Genomic DNA, 17,056 nt, shown 5'->3' with positions numbered 1-17,056 from the left:
CTGGGCGACTCACGGGAACAGCCGTTGCACCGTCCACGCCGCCGCATCATCCAAACGCGACACCTGAGAAGCCTTCACCTGAAAACGGTCATGCATGCGACTTTCACTCCCGTGCCAAAACTCCAACGTGTGAGCGCGCACCACATACCCACCCCAGTTGTCAGGTCGCACTACAGGGTCACCGGCTGCCGCCTCGGCGCGGGCATACGCCTCATCTAACTCTTCGCGGCTACCCACCGGCTGAGACTGCCGGGACGCAATCGCTCCGATCTGCGATCCCCGTGGCCTCACCGCAAAATACGCGTCGGACTGCTGGGCGGGAACCCGCTCAGCGACACCACGCACACGCACCTGACGGTGCGCCGCATGCCACGGAAAAACCAACGCCACGTGTGGGTTCTCAGCGATCTGACGACCCTTCGTCGAGTCGTAATTAGTGAAAAACACGAACCCTTCCGGGCTGAACTCCTTGAGCAGAACAATGCGCGAATCCGGACCGTCCTCATCGACAGTCGACACCACCATCGCATTGGGTTCATGCACGTGTTCAGCCACTTCCTCATACCACCGACTGAACTGTTCAAACGGGTTCTCACCCACCAAATCAGATGAGTTTCCCTGGTACTCGGTTCGCGTCGTAGCAAGCGATTCAAGATGGCTCATAGGCCAATAGTACCGCCGGCAAGAAGTACACATCTTGACCCGCCCGCACTCTCTCTACGCTCATTCCCTACACTTGCACATGTGACTGAGACTACTTACGCACCCATTCCGTCTGAACTGCTTCCCCGCGATGGCCGCTTTGGTGCCGGCCCTGCTCGTATCCGAGACGAACAGGTCACCGCGCTCATGCAAGCCGGACGTACCGTCCTAGGAACCTCGCACCGCCAAGCCCCCGTGAAGAACCTGGTCAAGCGCGTCCGTGAGGGCCTCCAGCAACTGTTTTCACTCCCCGAAGGCTACGAAGTGGTCTTGGGCAACGGCGGGTCCACGTGTTTTTGGGACGTCGCTACATTCTCCCTGGTGCGTTCACGTGCAGCTCACGCGCAGTTTGGCGAGTTCGGTTCCAAGTTCGCAAAAGCCACCGCACAAGCCCCGTTCCTTGAAGACTCGGTCATTTATGATGCCCAGCCAGGCACTGCAACTATCCCGCAGGCAACCGACGGGGCAGACGTGTACGCATGGCCTCACAACGAAACCTCGACGGGTGTCGCAACCACCATCACCCGCCCGCAAGGCATTGCCGACGACGCTCTGGTCGTCATCGACGCGACCTCGGCCGCCGGTGGCCTCCCAGTAGATATCTCCCAGACTGATGTCTACTACTTCGCACCGCAAAAAAACATGGGTTCCGACGGTGGCCTGTGGGTAGCCATCATGAGCCCGCGTGCCTTGCAACGCGCACAAGAAATCAAGGAGTCCGGCCGCTGGATTCCCGCCTCCCTGGACCTGGTGACAGCCATCGACAATTCGCGCAAGAACCAGACCTACAACACTCCCGCGGTTGCCACCCTGTTGCTCTTGGCCGAACAGATCGAATGGATCAACGCCCAGGGTGGCCTGGCCTGGGCTACCGAACGCACCCGCGCATCCTCGCAACTGGTGTACGACTGGGCAGAAAAGCGCCCTGAAACTACCCCGTTTGTGACCGAGGTGCAGGACCGTTCCGCCGTTGTGTGCACCGTGGATTTCGATGACTCGGTGGACGCCGCCGAGGTGGCAAAGACCTTGCGCGCTTCCGGAGTTGTCGATGTTGAACCGTACCGCAAGCTGGGGCGTAACCAGTTGCGGATTGCCACGTTCGTGTCGGTGCCACCGGAAGACGTCAAGGCACTTCTTGCGTGCATCGATTACGTGCTGGACAACCGTTAGCTGACAGACGCGTGGCCCTGTGCTTAAGCGAACCGGCCGCGCTTAAGCGAACCGGCCGCGCGTTTATGTGAAGTAAACGAAACACCCAACGGCGAACGCCAATGCCGCAATTGAGGCGAAGCTGAGCTCAACCACAATGCCCAGTGCCGCTGTTTTGATGATCGCCCAGGAAGATGCCCAGGCTGTTGATGCGTCTTTTAACCGTTGGTATTCCATCACGAACAGACCCACAACAAAGCCCAAAAGAAGCCCCACGACTGGGATTAAGAAGAAGCCCACCAAAGCAAGCGCACCCGAAACCAACAGGGTGGACTTGGGGATCTTCATGGTTGATAGTTTGCGACCGGTGAGGACCCATGATGAAGCCATTCCGGCTGCGACACACACTGTGATGACTGCAAAGACGATCCAGGTTGGCGTGGAGTTCGCAAAAATTGCCCACACCAAACTGCTAATCCATATGAGGATCGAACCGGGCAACACCGGGATCACAATCCCTAACAGCCCCACGCATATGGCCAATGCGCACAGTACGGTCACAACAATGATCGTGGTCATCTGGGTCCTTTCGTCGCACACAGTCTACGGTGTGTGTGCCGGCCTATTTGCGTGGAGTTTTCCCGTCGTACGTGAAGAACACTAATCTGCGCGAACGGGCCCGGTGGACTCGAAGATTCTTGGCGGTCATCATCCACAAAGTACCAATGGCTATCCCAATGATCCCGGACGTCCCAGCTACCAGCAACGCAATACGTGGACCATAGGTGTTGGCAATAAAGCCTGAGATCGGAGCACCCACTGCTCCCCCACCCATGAGGACTGCTGTGTACATGGACATGACACGGCCACGCACATGCGCGGGAATAGTGGTCTGAACAAAACCGTTTGCTGCCGTGAGCATGGTGATGGTGGCAAAGCCCACGCCTACAAGCGTGATCGCGAACAGTTCATACGTGGGCGCAACTGCAGCCAGAATTCCCACGAAGCCAAACCCTCCAGCGGCCCAGAAAACGTAACGGAGTCTGGGCTTTTCACGGCTGGCCGAACGCAAAGCACCAGCGACTGATCCAATCGCGATAATTGAGGACAGTAGCCCGAAGCCTGCCGCATCTTTTCCGAACTCGACGCGCGCCATGGTGGCCGTAAAGATGTTGAAGTTGAAACCCAGGGTGGAGATAACAAACAGAATCGACAGGACCACCACAATGTCTGGGCGTGTTTTGATGTATGTGAAACCACCCAGGACCGATTTCAAACCGTGAGCCTTGGACCTTGGCGAAGGATGCAGGCGAGACTTGTCCAAACCAATCAGCACTGCCAGGGTGGCAATGTATCCCAGTCCGCTGATCGCGAAGACCACCGCAGCCCCTACCGAGGCGGTCAGGAGACCCGCAATTCCGGGCCCTAAGAGACGCGCCCCGTTAAAGGATGCCGAGTTGAGCGAGACTGCGTTGGGTAAGAGCCGGTCACCTACCAACTCTGAAACAAAGGATTGGCGCGTGGGCGCGTCAAGACACATGACAAGTCCCAAGAAGAGGGACATGCCGTATACCCACCAGATGTTCAGCGCGCCTGTTAAATACAGGGTCAATAAAACAAAACCACTGGCACCTTGAAGCGCTTGAGTGATCATGAGTACCCCGCGCTTACTAAAGCGGTCAGCAATCGCTCCAGCAAAAGGAAATAAGAGAAGTTGCGGACCCAGCTGCAACGCCATGCCGATTCCCAAGGCAGTAGCGTTGTGGTCAGTCAGTTCAGTGAGCACCAGCCAGTCTTGGGCCGTTCGCTGCATCCACATGCCGGTGTTGGACGTGAGTGCTGCAACGAACCAGTTCCGGTAATTGGGTTCGCTCAATGAGCGGAATGTCGAGCTCATGTGCCCGCCCCCATTGTGCGTGTCCTCCTACCCGCTCACCTTTAAGCGGTCGTACACAACCGTTTACGAATGTACTCTACGTCAGTGTTCTGACTTGTTGTGTTCGGTGGTGTCATGTGAACCACCGGTGTCTTCTGATTCTGTTGTATCCACCATGTCGAAATGTTCGACTTTGTCATCAATGACTGCCTGCGGGGTTTCTTCGCGACGTTTACGCACATCGGTTTCCGAGTGTGCGCCACATCCCGAATCGAGTGACACCACGCGACCGTCAAAGGGTGACCATTCGTTCGCACATACTCCAAACTGCATGCGCAGTGAACCTGCAATCGGTAGCAGGTAACCACATGTGGAGCAGTGCGCAGATGCGTGGCGCGAGTACTCTCCGTCGGACCCAGATTCCGAACGCTCCCACCGCGTCGCCGCACGCGACAAGCCAGTAGACGACAAAACGCGCACCCGCCCAAGACCCAGTTCATAGTTAGGGATCTGGTCCACGTTGTCACCAGCGACAACCTCGACCTGCTCGAAGCCACCTTCTAAGTTGTCGTCAAAGTCTTTCTTTGGCAAGACATCGCGGGTACCCAGGTCACCTGGCTGAATACGGTCTTGCCAGGGAACCCACTTGGGCGCTGTCAGAGCTTCCTCACCAGGAAGCAAAGCAGTTTCACACACGGTGACAGGAGCGTCATCTTCCGGGGCACGTGCAATCACGGCCGTCCACGCCCAACCGGGGTACGCCGGGTCCAGGCACTCAAAAGTATGGGTGGCACTGCACCGCGCTTCGCACGAAACACCGAGGTGTCTCCCCACGACCTCGGCGGGAACAACATCAAGAAGCGCCCGCCGTGCAATGTCGACAGCGTTTTCAAGAACTGGGTCCAGCTCCAAGGTAGAACCGGGGTCCACCGATTCGAGCCATGCGGTAAAGAGCCCGCTCATTAGACCTCCAGGTCGTCTGCGATGTGCCTGAGCACTTCAGCGACCTTGTTCGAGAACACAGGGTCAGGGAACCGGCCCTGGCGAAGTCCCGCCGAAGTATCTTCAAGCAGTGTAATGACATCATCGATCATATCCGCAGTCTTTTTGGGGTCACGGTTGCGCTTGACCGCATCGATGAGACGAGCCTTGAGAACCTGCTTTCCGCGGCGCCCGTCAACTACGTCGAACTCTAGCCGTGTTCCCGGCGCTACCTTGACACCGTCGGGAAGAGCAGACTGGTGCAAAAACATGTCGCCTTCATCGCTTGTGACAAAGCCGAACCCTTTTTCTTGATCAAACCACTTAACACGACCAACAGGCATGATTGTTTCCTTTCGGAGATGAGATAAAAAACTAGAGCGATAAGGAAGAAAAAAACTTATGCTTTACGACGTTTGATGACCATGCGAACCCACAGCACACCCAGCAAAAGAATTGCAACTGGTGAGGCAATATACGCACAGGCCATCAGAAATGTGGGCGGCGTGTGGTCACGTACTCCCATGAACACGACAGCGGCCACCGAAAGCGCCCCCACAACTGAAAATAAAAGCGCTAGCACAGCCAGAAGGAAGTCCGTTCCCGACATGGTCGACGCGCGCTGCGGTACGCGGTCTGGTCTTTCCCCGGTCATACGGCTTCCTCCTTTCAACAAAAACAATGGCCCACATTGGGGGCCGGTGTTAAACGCAGTGGCGAGCGCCCACAGGCGAACCCGCAAATACGTGTATTGTTCGAATATTATACAGGGCTTCTCTCACTCTGGATACCTCCCCACCTCGGAAACTATCTTCAGCCCTGACTCCAGCCACACCTCGGGCACGCCTTCAGGCACAACTCCGGGTACTACACTGGTTCGAGATGTCTACTGTGTCATTTGCGTCATGGATCAGTTCCGCCCCCAAGGAAACGCTCATAGCGATCCTGGAGTGTCGCCGTGACCTAGTCCGCTCCGACACCGCTTCATTTCAACGCTTAGCTGGACTCGCGTCTTCCCGCGCCGCGGTAGCCGTAGGCCTGGAGTCACTCAACGCACAACAACTCCAACTGGCGTGGAAGATGGCCCGCAGTGCACGCACCGGCCCGCTCATCACCGGCCTACCAGAAAGTCCCGACCTCAACGCACTTATCGACGCTGCCCTCGCATGGCCCTCCGGCGACGGCCACCGCATCCAGTCAGAAGCCATTGCGCTCCTACCCACAACAGCGTCCGCGGTAGCGACACCGCCTCGCTGGACCACTCTGGACACCCCGGACTCACCGGAAACACATACCGTTCCACACTCCGTGCCCACAAACGCTGCCGCAGCGGCAGTCAACCAGGTGCTCACTGATCTGGGTGCCGTCGCAGAAGCGCTCGCAGCTCTGAAGCCTTCCCAATTAGTCCGAGGTGGGATAGGCAAAAGGGACGTGTCCACCTTGGCGGCGCGCACCTCGGCGGACGTTTCCACAGTGGTGTTCTTGCTGGAACTTGCCCGCGCGCTGGGACTCATTGGCGTGAGCGACTCCCACGATGACCCGCAGTGGATGCCCACGGTCGCATGGGACGCGTTTCACGACGACCGTGCACACGCGTACGTGTCAGCCGTGGGCAGCTGGCTCACCCTTACACCCAACACGCTTCATGTGGGTACCGGAACCACGTGGAACGACCAAAAAACACACGTTCTAGGCACGCATCAACCACCTCCTGCGCCTCGACCAGTCATGCCGTTTGCGCGCTACCGGGTGCTGACCCTACTCAACGAACTCGCCCCAGATCAGCACGCGATCGCCACCGCCGACCTCGTGGCTCACGCTCAGTTCCGCCACCCGCTCACACTCGGGTTCGATGAGCCCACAGTTCGGCAGATACTCACTGAAGCAGAACACTTAGGGCTCACATTCACCCCATTTCACGCAACCGACTCGTCCGGGCTCACCCACTTGGGCGCAGCACTCGCTGAACACATGCAGACGCGCATGACCGCTGAACTCAGCCCTCTGTGCTTCGACCGCGACCGCCTAGACGCTCCGGACGAATTCGCCCACCTAGTCCCCCCGCTACTGCCTGAACTCGAACGCACGGTCATCACCCAATCCGATCTCACCGCGATTGCCACCGGCCCCCTGCACCCAGAGACCGCAGCGGCCCTGGATCAAGTGGCGACCGTTGAAACCAGGGGCCAAGGAACCGTGTACCGGTTCACCGCGGCGTCGATCACCCGCGCACTAGAATCGGGCCTTTCAACAGCAGCGATCCTTGAGCTCATCGAACGCGTGTCCTCAACCGAGGTGCCCGGCCCCCTGGACTTCCTCATCCGTGACACGGCAGCGAAACTTGGTCGCGTCACCGTGTCAGCAGCACGCGGCGTCATCGTGGTAAACGACCCCGAAGAACTCGACCCGCTCATCGCCGACCCCCTGTTCGCAGCCGCGAAACTCACCCGAGTCGCACCCACCGTGGCCATTTCCAGCGTGGGTCCTGAACGTTTGGGCGTGCTCCTGTCTACCCACGGAATCGACGTCATGAAATCCTCACCTCCAGCCCCAGCACGAGCCCGCGTACCCACCAACACGCGCACTGTCCGCACTCGAACCACCCGGATGAACGACCTCGGCGCGTTCTATCACATGCTCACATCCCACACCGGCGACGCCCAGGGCGCACCCATCACAATTGCGGACACAATCCGCGAAGCTATCGACTCACGCACCCCTCTCACGCTCACCGTTGCAACCGCAACCGGTGGCCGCCAAGCAGTCACGCTCACCCCCATCGCGGTAGCCGGTGGCCTGGTCCGAGGTCGTCGCGGTTCCGGAGAAGTGACCGTTCCACTGGTAAGAGTGATCGCAGCACAACCAAGCAAGGAGGTGTCATGACCGGGCCACTTATTGTTCAGTCGGACCGCACGCTTCTTTTAGAGTCCGGGCACCCAGATTCGCAAGTCGCTGCCGTGGCTATTGCGCCGTTCGCCCAACTGTCGAAGACTCCTGAGTACATTCACACCTACACCATCACCCCGTTGGGACTGTGGAATGCTCGCGCGAGTGGTTATGACGCGGAATCCGTGGTCAACACGCTTATCGAGTTCGCCAAGTTTCCCGTGCCACATGAACTGTTGGTCGACATTGTTGACACGATGGACCGCTTTGGAGTCCTCACCCTGATCGACCACCCCACGCACGGATTAACCCTCCAGTCCACGGACACCGCGCTGCTTGAGAAACTGCGAGCGCACCCGGACATGCAAGGCATTCTGGGTCAAAAGATCGACGACGAGTCTACCGAGGTGTACCCGTCAGAACGAGGTGAACTCAAGCACCGTCTCCTCAGGTTGGGGCACCCCGTGGCCGACCGGGCCGGTTATATCAGCGGCGAAGCCCACACCATTGGACTCACAGATTCGTGGAACCTGCGCGACTATCAAGAGCGCGCAGTCGACGCGTTTGTGCAAGGCGAATCAGGGGTTGTCGTGCTTCCGTGCGGGGCGGGCAAAACTGTGGTGGGTGCAGCAACCATGTCCCGCGTGCAAACGACAACTCTGATCCTGGTGACAAACTCAGTTTCTGCTAAACAGTGGAAAGCTGAGCTGTTGCGCAGAACCAGTTTGACACCAGAAGAGATCGGGGAATACTCCGGGAACCTCAAACAGATTCGCCCCGTCACAATCGCCACCTACCAAGTGCTCACCACCCGCAGAAAAGGGTCCTATTTACACTTAGAACTCCTGGATGCGCGCAACTGGGGACTGGTGATTTACGACGAGGTCCACCTGCTGCCCGCCCCCATTTTCCGACTCACGGCGGGCCTCCAAGCGAGACGCAGGTTAGGGCTCACCGCCACCCTGGTGCGCGAAGACGGGCGAGAAGAAGAAGTGTTCTCCCTCATTGGCCCCAAACAGTTCGACGTTCCATGGAAAGAAATCGAAGCGGCCGGCCACATCGCCACTGCGACGTGCCACGAAGTACGCGTCAAACTCGACCGGGACTTGCGTTCCACATACGCGAGCGCAGAAGGCGAAAACCGTTACCGCTTAGCTGCCAGCTGTGAAGCTAAAGTGCGGGCCACGAAGCACATCGTCAAGGAACACCCAGACGCCCAGATTCTGGTGATTGGGCAGTACCTGGACCAACTCGAGGAGCTGGGCGAAGCCCTCAACGCTCCCGTTCTGACCGGAAAAACTCCCGAGTCTGAGCGTGAACGTCTGTACGAGGACTTCCGCAACGGGGAGGTTCGTGTTCTTGTCGTGTCAAAGGTCGCTAACTTTTCCGTTGACCTTCCGCAGGCCTCCGTCGCCGTTCAGGTGTCCGGCTCCTTTGGCTCCCGGCAAGAAGAAGCCCAGCGCTTAGGCAGGATCCTGCGACCAAAAGAAAACGCGCTCCCCGCAACCTTCTACACGATCGTCACGGCGAACACCGTTGACGAAGACTTCGCCCAACACCGCCGGCGCTTCCTCACCGAACAGGGGTATTCCTACACGATCGAAAACTTCCCCCAGGACTAACTCGTCCCGGGACTAACTTTCGGTGCACGGACTCTTACAAGCCACCTCGGCCGAGGTGTCAGCAGGGTTGGCCTGCGAAGGGGAGGTGGCGGCAGAAGTGCGCGACTGTTCCTCGTCTGGTTCCGGTTCGTCCTCGTCTGGCTCTTCCACGATCACCGGGATTTGACCGGTCGCAGGGTCGATGTCTTCGATCCGTACACGTTCGCGTTTCGTTTGCTGGTTTTCGCCCAACTTAACGAACACGACTCCAGCCAAAACAACAATTCCACCGCACAGCTGCACATATGTGGGCAGGTCGCCCAGCATCCACCACGAAGCCACAACTGACGCTGGAACTTCCAGCAGGTTCAAGAAGCTACCCACCGTGGCACCGATCAGTTGCAACCCAATCACACCAGTCACATACGCAAGAATGGTCACGGCCACAATTGCAAGAACGCCTGCCCACCACGGAATCGTGAAATGCGCGACCGTCACCGGGTCATAGGCAACCTTGAACGGCACGAGACCCACCGCGCACACAATCCCAACGACGATCGCGCCTACTCCCATTCCGAACGCCAGGAGCGGGACAGGAGAAATACCCATATCGGAACGGGCGGACATTACAAAGAACGTTGCCAAACACCCTGCTGCAGCCAGCGCATACAGAACACCCAGCATGTCCAAGGTGGCACCTCGGGGGTCCAAAACAATGACCACACCTGCCATGGCCACCACCATTCCCACCAGAGTGGCGATGGCAGGGTTCACGCGAGTTCGAACCCACAAAAAGAGCACGATCAGAATGGGGGCAGTCATCTCTAAGAGCAGGGCAATGGACGGCTTGAGACGCTCAACCGCCAGGAAGAACAACAGTTGCACACCTGCCATGGTGATCACGCCGTACATGATGACGCGCATGTAATTGCCCTTGAGGTTATGCCACTTTCCGCGCATAGCCCACAGAGCGGGGACCGTGAGGAGGACCGAACACCCGGTCAGACGCGCAAACGTCACACCACCAGCCGACCAATCAGACGCATACATGGTCTTAGCAATTGGTGCCGCCAAGGCAAAGGCCACAACAGAAATAAGAGTGAGAATAAAACCCCACAGCGTTGGTCGTGTCGTCATCGCATACCCCCTCACGTGTAAAAGAAAGCGAAAGCTTAGCGATATTGGAGCAGACCGCTATTTATAAGGTCAAGAGCGTCTCGCAAGCGCAATTGCTAAGTGTGATGAAGGCCACTTTCACATGCAGGTTAAATCCAGGAAACATCCAGAATCGAAGCGCACACTGGATACATGACTACTCAGCATGACACCTCCGACGTCGAAGCTACCTTGCTCGTCGTTGACGACGAACCAAACATTCGCGAACTTCTTTCCACCAGCCTGCGTTTTGCAGGCTTCGATGTTGTTTCAGCCGCCAACGGTGCAGACGCGCTGCGCCTGGCTGAACAAAACGACCCAGACCTTCTGGTTCTCGACGTCATGCTCCCCGACATGGACGGATTCACCGTCACACGGCGCTTACGCCAAGCCGGCAAGCACATGCCGGTTGTTTTCCTCACCGCACGCGATGACACCTCGGACAAAATCACCGGGCTCACGGTAGGTGGCGACGACTACGTCACCAAACCGTTCAGCCTCGAAGAGGTCGTGGCACGAATCCGTGCTGTGCTGCGCCGCACCCACGCACTCGACGAAGAAGATGACGCGGTTCTCAACGCTGGGGACCTCGAACTCGACGACGACACGCACGAAGTTCGACGCGCAGGCATCTACATCGACCTCTCCCCCACCGAATTCAAGCTCCTGCGCTACCTCATGCTCAACGCCAACCGCGTGCTTTCCAAGTCACAGATTCTGGACCACGTATGGGAGTACGACTTTGGCGGAGACACCGGAATCGTCGAATCCTACATTTCGTACCTGCGTCGCAAGATCGACGTCGCGCCAGAAACCGACGAAGCTGGCAACCCTATCGACATGGAATGGACTCCCATGATCCAGACCAAACGTGGGGTCGGCTACATGCTTCGTACACCCGAATCTAAGTAAACGTGGCCCCGTCTCCCACGGCACGCCACAGCAACTCGGGCAAAGCGCCCTTCTGGGACAGTTGGTCACTCACGACCAAACTGCTCACCATCATGATGACACTCATGACCCTGGTCCTTACAGGAACAGGGGCGTGGACCCTAGAGAACCTGCGCGCCAGCCTTATTGAACGCACAGATGAGAGGCTCGTCAACGCCTCGCAGGCACTCGCCATCCAGGCAGCCGAACAGGTGTTGACGCCGTCTCCCATCAAACCTCGGTCAGAAACCAGCGAATCAGTTCGCAGACTCTTGCCGGGCAGCTACTACGTGCAGTTCTTTACCCACGACGGTCAAGAAATCGGATCACCCCTAGCGCCGTCCGAAACCAACGTGCCCATCCTGCCTACCATCGATCAACAAAAAGTCAGCGAAATGCAGGGCCAGCCGTTCAGCGTTCCGGGCACCAAATCACAGTGGCGCGTGTTGGCTCTTCACGTCCAAGACTCCGACATCGTCGTAGCAATTGCTGTGCCCTTTGACCGCGACATTGACGGCATTAGCGAATACACCCAGAACACGATCGTGGGAATCGGCATGCTGGCGTTAGCAATCGTGGCAGGCGTGGGCTATTTCGCCATCACCAACACGTTCCGGCCTCTTAAAGAAATCGAGAAAACAGCTTCACGCATCGCTGACGGGGATCTCTCCCAACGTGTTCCCGAGTATCCTCGCAACACCGAGGTGGGACGCCTCTCCGCTGCCCTCAACACCATGCTGGGGCACATCGAAGACTCGTTCGACAGTCGTCGCCGGAGCGAAAACCGAATCCGCCAATTCGTCTCTGACGCGTCACACGAACTACGCACCCCGCTCGTCACCATTCGTGGATATGCCGAACTGTACCGACAAGGTGCCGTGACAGATCCCGAGATGATTGGCCAGGCCATGAGCCGAATTGAAGCTGAAGCCAAGCGCATGGGGGTTCTCGTCGAAGACCTGGTCACGCTGGCCCGCCTCGACGAAAGGCGGCCGGTCGAGACCGGCTGGGTCGACCTCGGCGGTATTGTGCGGGACGCGGCTGCCGACGCAGCCGCGCAAGCACCCGACCGCGACATCAGTTTCATCGCTCTGGACGGCACCGACGCAAAACCCGTTCCCAAAATCTACGGCGCGGAATCAAAACTGCGTCAAGTCATCGTCAACCTCGCAGGAAACGCGGTCCGTCACACGCCACCCGGCACTGCGATCGAATTCGCTGTAGGAATCGTGGGCATTCCCGTGCCCAGCCCCGAACACGTCGTCGACAAAGGTAGCAAGGACAAGGGCAGTAAAGGCAACAAGGACAAAGCAGGAAAAGAAAAAGCCGGGAAGGACAAGAGCAACAAGGAAAAGGGCTCGCAACTCGCTCGCACAAAAGCGCTCACCAACCGCATCCTTAAACGCGAACCACTCACCGACCAGTCCGACCACGCCATCACCCCTGACGTCAACACAATGGGTGTTCAGGTGTCAGACAATCTCAAAGGCTTCCCAGCCGGACGCGTGCGCTTTGAAGTCCGCGACCACGGCGACGGAATCGACCCCGAAGACGTTCCACGCATCTTTGAACGGTTCTACCGTCTCGACGCCTCTCGCACCCGCGACACGGGAGGGTCCGGCTTAGGACTCTCGATCGTCAAAGCAATCGTCGAATCACACCACGGAAAAATTTCGGTTCAGCCCACACCAGGTGGCGGCGCAACTTTCCGCGTCGACCTCCCCATCCCGCCGGAAGAACCCAGAAAGGAACAACAGTGAGTAACAACCAGTTCGGTTCAGGCTCTGATGACCCTTCCTTCCCACGCACGTTCCCGCCGGCGGGACCGCAGCCTCATCAGCCCACGGCACCTCAGCAACAGCCCCAACCCACGGAGCCGCAATCCCAGCAGGCCCCAACGGCTCAACAGAGTTCCGGTTATGACACCTACGGCCACCAGAACTCCTACGGCATAGCTTCTGGACCCACCCCCGCACCAACAGCCGCCACACCTCAGCCTTGGGCCACCTCGGCCCCTACCCCGGCCAACAAACAGCGCAAGGGACCCTCATGGGGCGGCGTCATTGCGATCGCGACAGTAGCGGCCCTTCTTGCTGGTGGTCTGGGCGCCGGCGCCACGTACGCCCTCCAGTCGCTGCAGAGCTCGTCTTCGGCACAAGAGACCTCCACCGCAGACGAAAAAATCAAGACTACCGAGGTTCCCGACTGGGCAACGATCGCTGCCGACGCAGCGAAGAGCGTCGTGGCCATTCAGGTGGGTCGCGATGGACAGATTGGCGAGCTTGGTTCCGGGTTCGTGTACAAACACAAGGACAGCGACGACCTGTTCATCATCACCAACAACCACGTTGTTGCAAGCGGAGACTCCGCAGGTGGCGAAGTCAAAGCAGTGTTCCGTAGCGGAGCTACCGTCGCCACAAGCATTGTTGGTCGCGACCCAGAAACCGACGTGGCCGTTCTGAAAATGAAAGATGTCCCCCAAGGTGTAGACGCGCTACCTGTGGGCAATTCGGATGCCCTCAAAGTAGGCGAACCTGTTATGGCCTTGGGAAATCCGCTAGGGTTGGCCGACACCGTGACAACAGGGATTGTTTCCGCCCTCAACCGGCCGGTAGCCACCTCCAACCCAGGCAAGAGCGACCAACCTGAAGTCGCCACAATCACGAACGCGATCCAAACCGACGCGGCGATCAACCCAGGAAACTCGGGCGGTCCGCTGGTCAACGGAGCCGGAAAAGTCATCGGCGTCAACAGTTCCGCAGCCGCCTTGCCGGGCACTGCCGAAAGCGGTCAGGCAGGTTCGATCGGCATTGGATTCGCCATTCCGATTGCCCAGGCGACCTGGATCGCTGACCAACTCATTGAGTCGGGTCATGCACAACACGCGTTCTTGGGCGTCAAAATTACCTCCGGCGAGGTGTCCAGGAGCGGAGTGACGGTCGGTTCAGCTGTCGTTGACGATGTGGACAGCGGGTCCCCGGCTGATCAAGGTGGGCTCAACAAGGGCGATCACATCGTCGCTTTCGACGACACCCCGGTCAACGGAGCCGTGAGCCTCCAGGCCCTCACACGTTCAAAAAAGGAGGGTGACACGGTCAAACTCACCATCATCCGAGGCGGTCACCCCACAGACATCAACGTCACCCTCGCCGCGAAATAGGTACAGGAGCGCTGTGGATAACCCTCGTCACTGAGTGGTTACAGTTCTGTGGACGCTTTGCGCTTATCCACACGCCTCCTCTCCCCCGTTTCTTTTGTGTCGATTGTGGTTCATTGTGAAAAGACGCCGGTTTCACAAAGGCGTGAACTCCAGAAAGGAACACAATGTCATACTTCGAAGTCGATTCAGAACGGGTCATCTCTGCTGCCGGCATGGCGAACAAAAGTGTAGAGACCCTCAGCACTGAAACTGACGCCCTGATGGCTCATTTGAACTCTCTTGCAGACAGCTGGAAGGGTGGCGCTGCCCAGAACTTTCAGACGGTCGCAAAAGAGTGGGAAGGTGTCCAACGGCGCGTCCACGAATCTCTTGGGAAGATCCGGGATGCACTCCAAACGGCAGGAACCCAGTACTCAGATGTCGAAAATTCCAATATGAGAATGTTTAGCGCATAGTGCGTGACATGCGCACAAATGGCATGTCTTCTTGGTCATCTCACTAAAGAAATTCACAGCCGAACCAAGTAGGGTTAGAGATGGACGAATCGACCATATTAACGGTCAAACTGGTGACCAAGGAGACATCCACTCATGAGCATCTTTAAGCGCATCGCGATGATTTTCGGCGCTAAAGCCAACAAGGCTTTGGACAAGGCCGAAAACCCTAACGAAACACTTGACTACTCATACCAAAAACAGCTCGAACTGCTCCAAAAGGTTCGTCGCGGAGTAGCCGATGTTGCAACAAGCCGTAAGCGTTTGGAACTGCAGATTGGCCAGCTCGAACAGCAGCAGGACAAATTGCAGGGCCAGGCGCAGAAGGCGATGGAAATGGGTCGTGAAGACTTGGCTCGTGAGGCGTTGACTCGCAAGTCTGGCCTCAACCAGCAAATTGCCGACCTCCAGTCTCAGCACCAGAACCTCCAGGCTGAAGAACAGAAGCTCGTCAACGCATCGCAGCGCCTACAGAGCAAGGTGGAGTCCTTCCGTACCCGCAAAGAAACCATCAAGGCCAACTACAACGCGGCTGAAGCTCAAAGCAAGATCGGTGAAGCATTCAGCGGAATCTCCGAAGAGTTCGGTGACGTTGGACTCGCTGTTCAGCGCGCTGAAGACAAGACGGCAGCACTGCAGGCGCGGGCTGGAGCCGTTGACGAACTCATCGCCAGCGGTGCCCTCGACGACGTGACCGCAGGACCGAACGACGACATTGACCGTCAGCTTGCTCAACTGTCGAGTGACTCGGATGTCGAAACTGAACTCGCTCGGATGCGTGACTCGTTGCCAGCTTCCAACAACTCAGCGCGCCCGCAGTTGGAAGAAGCACAGGATGCTCAGGTCGACGACGTTAAGGGAGAACAGAAGTGATTATTCGCGTGATGGGCGAAGGCCAGTTCAATGTGGCCGACGTCGACGAAGAGCAGCTTCAAACCTATGACAACGAAGTGGAAAAAGCAGTCGCCGACAAGGACCTCGCGCACGTCCAGGACGCGCTCACACGCTTGCGTGAGTTCGTTTTGGAACACGCCACCCCTGTAGACGAGGACTATCTGGGGCCGTCTGACATCGTGATTCCTTACGCCGACGCAAATCTCGAAGACATCGATGAACTACTGACAGGCGAAGGGTTCATCCCCGACCTGTCCTAAAACCACATAAAGGAGGCTCCCGTGTCTGCGCGTGGGCGCTTTGTCAAAGACCGTGGTCTGAACTTCAGAATGGGCACGGCACTGTTCCTCAACGGGCTGATCTACGTCATTCTGATTTTAGGCATCTGGTACGTCCTGGGACGTAGCCCAGCCGGTGTTGTCATCGCTCTTGTCATCAGTGTGGGAGCCTTCTTTTTCCAGTGGTACTTTTCTGACTCGATCGCGCTCCGCGCCATGCGCGCACGGGTCGTCTCAGAACAGGAAGCACCAGAACTGCACGCGATCGTGGACCGGCTGTGCCAGCTGGCCGACTCCCCTAAACCACGCGTCGCATATTCGAACTCGCCGGTGCCTAACGCCTTCGCTACAGGGCGCTCCCCGCAACGCTCCGTAGTCTGTGTCACGCAAGGGTTGCTACAAACACTTGAACCCAAAGAAGTCGAAGTCGTTCTCGCTCACGAACTGTCACACGTCGCTCACCGCGACGTCACCGTCATGACAATCGCAGGTGTGTCAGGTGTCGTCGCAGGGCTCTTGGTCCGCATGGGCTTCTACACACGCTACCGCGGTTCAAGTAACAACAACAGCGCTTTGGTGCTCTTGGGCCTGATGGCAGTAGGTGCCATCGTGTACGTGCTCAGTTTCTTTCTCATTCGGGTTCTTTCCCGCCACCGCGAACTCGCAGCCGACCGCGCGGCCGCTCTTCTCACCGGCGCCCCGTCGACCCTCGCCTCGGCCCTGACAAAACTCAGCGGACAAATGACCACCGTGCCAACACAGGACCTCCGTGCGCAAGGAGCTGCGAACCACTTGGCCTTCCTGCCGGCGGTCAACGGTAAATCGGTGAAGCAACTGTTCTCCACCCACCCGTCACTTGAACAGCGCCTTGAACAGCTGAGCAAAATTTCGACACAGCTGTCACGTCCTCAATAAACGGGCACACGCTCCGCATGAACAGCGCACACAGC

The 17,056-nt window shown here is 57.9% G+C and carries 17 protein-coding genes; 10 read left to right on the top strand and 7 right to left on the bottom strand.

What is annotated here, in order from left to right:
* Positions 1 to 9 precede the first annotated feature (9 nt).
* Complete coding sequence (gene pdxH / locus QP868_RS00770; RefSeq protein ID WP_284924595.1) at positions 10 to 663, bottom strand: pyridoxamine 5'-phosphate oxidase; 654 nt, start codon at positions 661 to 663, stop codon at positions 10 to 12.
* An 81-nt stretch (positions 664 to 744) separates the two neighbouring features.
* Between pdxH and serC the strand changes: the two genes are divergently transcribed.
* On the top strand, positions 745 to 1,872 hold the full coding sequence (serC, locus tag QP868_RS00765) for a phosphoserine transaminase (protein ID WP_284924594.1): 1,128 nt from the start codon (positions 745 to 747) through the stop codon (positions 1,870 to 1,872).
* Positions 1,873 to 1,935: 63 nt separating this feature from the next.
* Here serC and QP868_RS00760 read toward each other — a convergent pair whose 3' ends face one another.
* The 5 genes from QP868_RS00760 to QP868_RS00740 form a co-directional block, all read right to left on the bottom strand.
* Positions 1,936 to 2,430, bottom strand: coding sequence for a DUF456 domain-containing protein (locus tag QP868_RS00760; protein ID WP_284924593.1), 495 nt, complete (start codon positions 2,428 to 2,430; stop codon positions 1,936 to 1,938).
* A 43-nt stretch (positions 2,431 to 2,473) separates the two neighbouring features.
* Positions 2,474 to 3,748 (bottom strand): MFS transporter, encoded by a 1,275-nt coding sequence (locus QP868_RS00755; RefSeq protein ID WP_284924592.1) that lies wholly within the window; start codon positions 3,746 to 3,748, stop codon positions 2,474 to 2,476.
* Between the two features lie 81 nt (positions 3,749 to 3,829).
* Positions 3,830 to 4,690 (bottom strand): DUF3027 domain-containing protein, encoded by an 861-nt coding sequence (locus tag QP868_RS00750; RefSeq protein ID WP_284924591.1) that lies wholly within the window; start codon positions 4,688 to 4,690, stop codon positions 3,830 to 3,832.
* Positions 4,690 to 5,052 (bottom strand): cold-shock protein, encoded by a 363-nt coding sequence (locus tag QP868_RS00745; RefSeq protein ID WP_284924590.1) that lies wholly within the window; start codon positions 5,050 to 5,052, stop codon positions 4,690 to 4,692. Before QP868_RS00745 ends, QP868_RS00750 begins: the two co-directional genes overlap by 1 nt.
* Positions 5,053 to 5,108: 56 nt before the next feature.
* The gene (locus tag QP868_RS00740) at positions 5,109 to 5,363 is read right to left on the bottom strand and encodes a hypothetical protein (RefSeq protein WP_005881882.1); all 255 of its coding nucleotides are present in this window, start codon (positions 5,361 to 5,363) and stop codon (positions 5,109 to 5,111) included.
* Positions 5,364 to 5,590: 227 nt separating this feature from the next.
* Between QP868_RS00740 and QP868_RS00735 the strand changes: the two genes are divergently transcribed.
* On the top strand, positions 5,591 to 7,591 hold the full coding sequence (locus QP868_RS00735) for a helicase-associated domain-containing protein (RefSeq protein WP_284924589.1): 2,001 nt from the start codon (positions 5,591 to 5,593) through the stop codon (positions 7,589 to 7,591).
* Positions 7,588 to 9,216: a DNA repair helicase XPB gene (locus QP868_RS00730; protein WP_284924588.1), complete on the top strand. Its 1,629-nt coding sequence runs from the start codon at positions 7,588 to 7,590 to the stop codon at positions 9,214 to 9,216. The genes QP868_RS00735 and QP868_RS00730 overlap by 4 nt, the downstream gene beginning before the upstream one ends.
* 12 nt (positions 9,217 to 9,228) lie before the next feature.
* Here the strand turns inward: QP868_RS00730 and QP868_RS00725 are convergent, their stop codons facing one another.
* Positions 9,229 to 10,332: an EamA family transporter gene (locus QP868_RS00725; protein WP_284924587.1), complete on the bottom strand. Its 1,104-nt coding sequence runs from the start codon at positions 10,330 to 10,332 to the stop codon at positions 9,229 to 9,231.
* 171 nt (positions 10,333 to 10,503) lie between these two features.
* Here QP868_RS00725 and QP868_RS00720 point away from each other — a divergent pair, with 171 nt between their 5' ends.
* The 7 genes from QP868_RS00720 (at position 10,504) to htpX (ending at position 17,021) form a co-directional block, all read left to right on the top strand.
* Positions 10,504 to 11,262, top strand: coding sequence for a response regulator transcription factor (locus QP868_RS00720; protein ID WP_284924586.1), 759 nt, complete (start codon positions 10,504 to 10,506; stop codon positions 11,260 to 11,262).
* Positions 11,263 to 11,357: 95 nt separating this feature from the next.
* Positions 11,358 to 13,040, top strand: coding sequence for a sensor histidine kinase (locus QP868_RS00715; protein ID WP_284924718.1), 1,683 nt, complete (start codon positions 11,358 to 11,360; stop codon positions 13,038 to 13,040).
* On the top strand, positions 13,037 to 14,440 hold the full coding sequence (locus QP868_RS00710; protein ID WP_284924585.1) for a S1C family serine protease: 1,404 nt from the start codon (positions 13,037 to 13,039) through the stop codon (positions 14,438 to 14,440). Before QP868_RS00715 ends, QP868_RS00710 begins: the two co-directional genes overlap by 4 nt.
* A gap of 164 nt (positions 14,441 to 14,604) precedes the next feature.
* Entirely contained in the window at positions 14,605 to 14,895 is a 291-nt protein-coding gene (locus QP868_RS00705) for a WXG100 family type VII secretion target (RefSeq protein WP_284924584.1), read from the top strand.
* Positions 14,896 to 15,030: 135 nt separating this feature from the next.
* Positions 15,031 to 15,807: a PspA/IM30 family protein gene (locus QP868_RS00700; RefSeq protein WP_284924583.1), complete on the top strand. Its 777-nt coding sequence runs from the start codon at positions 15,031 to 15,033 to the stop codon at positions 15,805 to 15,807.
* Entirely contained in the window at positions 15,804 to 16,088 is a 285-nt protein-coding gene (gene pspAA / locus QP868_RS00695) for a PspA-associated protein PspAA (protein ID WP_005881866.1), read from the top strand. The genes QP868_RS00700 and pspAA overlap by 4 nt, the downstream gene beginning before the upstream one ends.
* A 21-nt stretch (positions 16,089 to 16,109) precedes the next feature.
* Positions 16,110 to 17,021 carry a zinc metalloprotease HtpX gene (htpX, locus tag QP868_RS00690; protein ID WP_284924582.1) on the top strand — a complete coding sequence of 304 codons (912 nt, stop codon included), beginning with the start codon at positions 16,110 to 16,112 and terminating at the stop codon, positions 17,019 to 17,021.
* Positions 17,022 to 17,056: the final 35 nt, after the last annotated feature.

Origin of the sequence: Brevibacterium sp. UMB1308A (genome assembly GCF_030230605.1) — a bacterium.
Lineage (GTDB): Bacteria > Actinomycetota > Actinomycetes > Actinomycetales > Brevibacteriaceae > Brevibacterium.
Note: the sequence above shows the minus strand (reverse complement) of the source record. Positions and strands in the feature narration are given on the sequence as shown.

Coding starts and splice junctions, on each gene's coding strand:
- pdxH (WP_284924595.1), bottom strand. CDS start 663: ATGAGCCATCTTGAATCGCTTGCTACGACGCGAACCGAGTACCAGGGA.
- QP868_RS00760 (WP_284924593.1), bottom strand. CDS start 2,430: ATGACCACGATCATTGTTGTGACCGTACTGTGCGCATTGGCCATATGC.
- QP868_RS00755 (WP_284924592.1), bottom strand. CDS start 3,748: ATGAGCTCGACATTCCGCTCATTGAGCGAACCCAATTACCGGAACTGG.
- QP868_RS00750 (WP_284924591.1), bottom strand. CDS start 4,690: ATGAGCGGGCTCTTTACCGCATGGCTCGAATCGGTGGACCCCGGTTCT.
- QP868_RS00745 (WP_284924590.1), bottom strand. CDS start 5,052: ATGCCTGTTGGTCGTGTTAAGTGGTTTGATCAAGAAAAAGGGTTCGGC.
- QP868_RS00740 (WP_005881882.1), bottom strand. CDS start 5,363: ATGACCGGGGAAAGACCAGACCGCGTACCGCAGCGCGCGTCGACCATG.
- QP868_RS00735 (WP_284924589.1), top strand. CDS start 5,591: ATGTCTACTGTGTCATTTGCGTCATGGATCAGTTCCGCCCCCAAGGAA.
- QP868_RS00730 (WP_284924588.1), top strand. CDS start 7,588: ATGACCGGGCCACTTATTGTTCAGTCGGACCGCACGCTTCTTTTAGAG.
- QP868_RS00725 (WP_284924587.1), bottom strand. CDS start 10,332: ATGACGACACGACCAACGCTGTGGGGTTTTATTCTCACTCTTATTTCT.
- QP868_RS00720 (WP_284924586.1), top strand. CDS start 10,504: ATGACTACTCAGCATGACACCTCCGACGTCGAAGCTACCTTGCTCGTC.
- QP868_RS00715 (WP_284924718.1), top strand. CDS start 11,358: ATGACACTCATGACCCTGGTCCTTACAGGAACAGGGGCGTGGACCCTA.
- QP868_RS00705 (WP_284924584.1), top strand. CDS start 14,605: ATGTCATACTTCGAAGTCGATTCAGAACGGGTCATCTCTGCTGCCGGC.
- QP868_RS00700 (WP_284924583.1), top strand. CDS start 15,031: ATGAGCATCTTTAAGCGCATCGCGATGATTTTCGGCGCTAAAGCCAAC.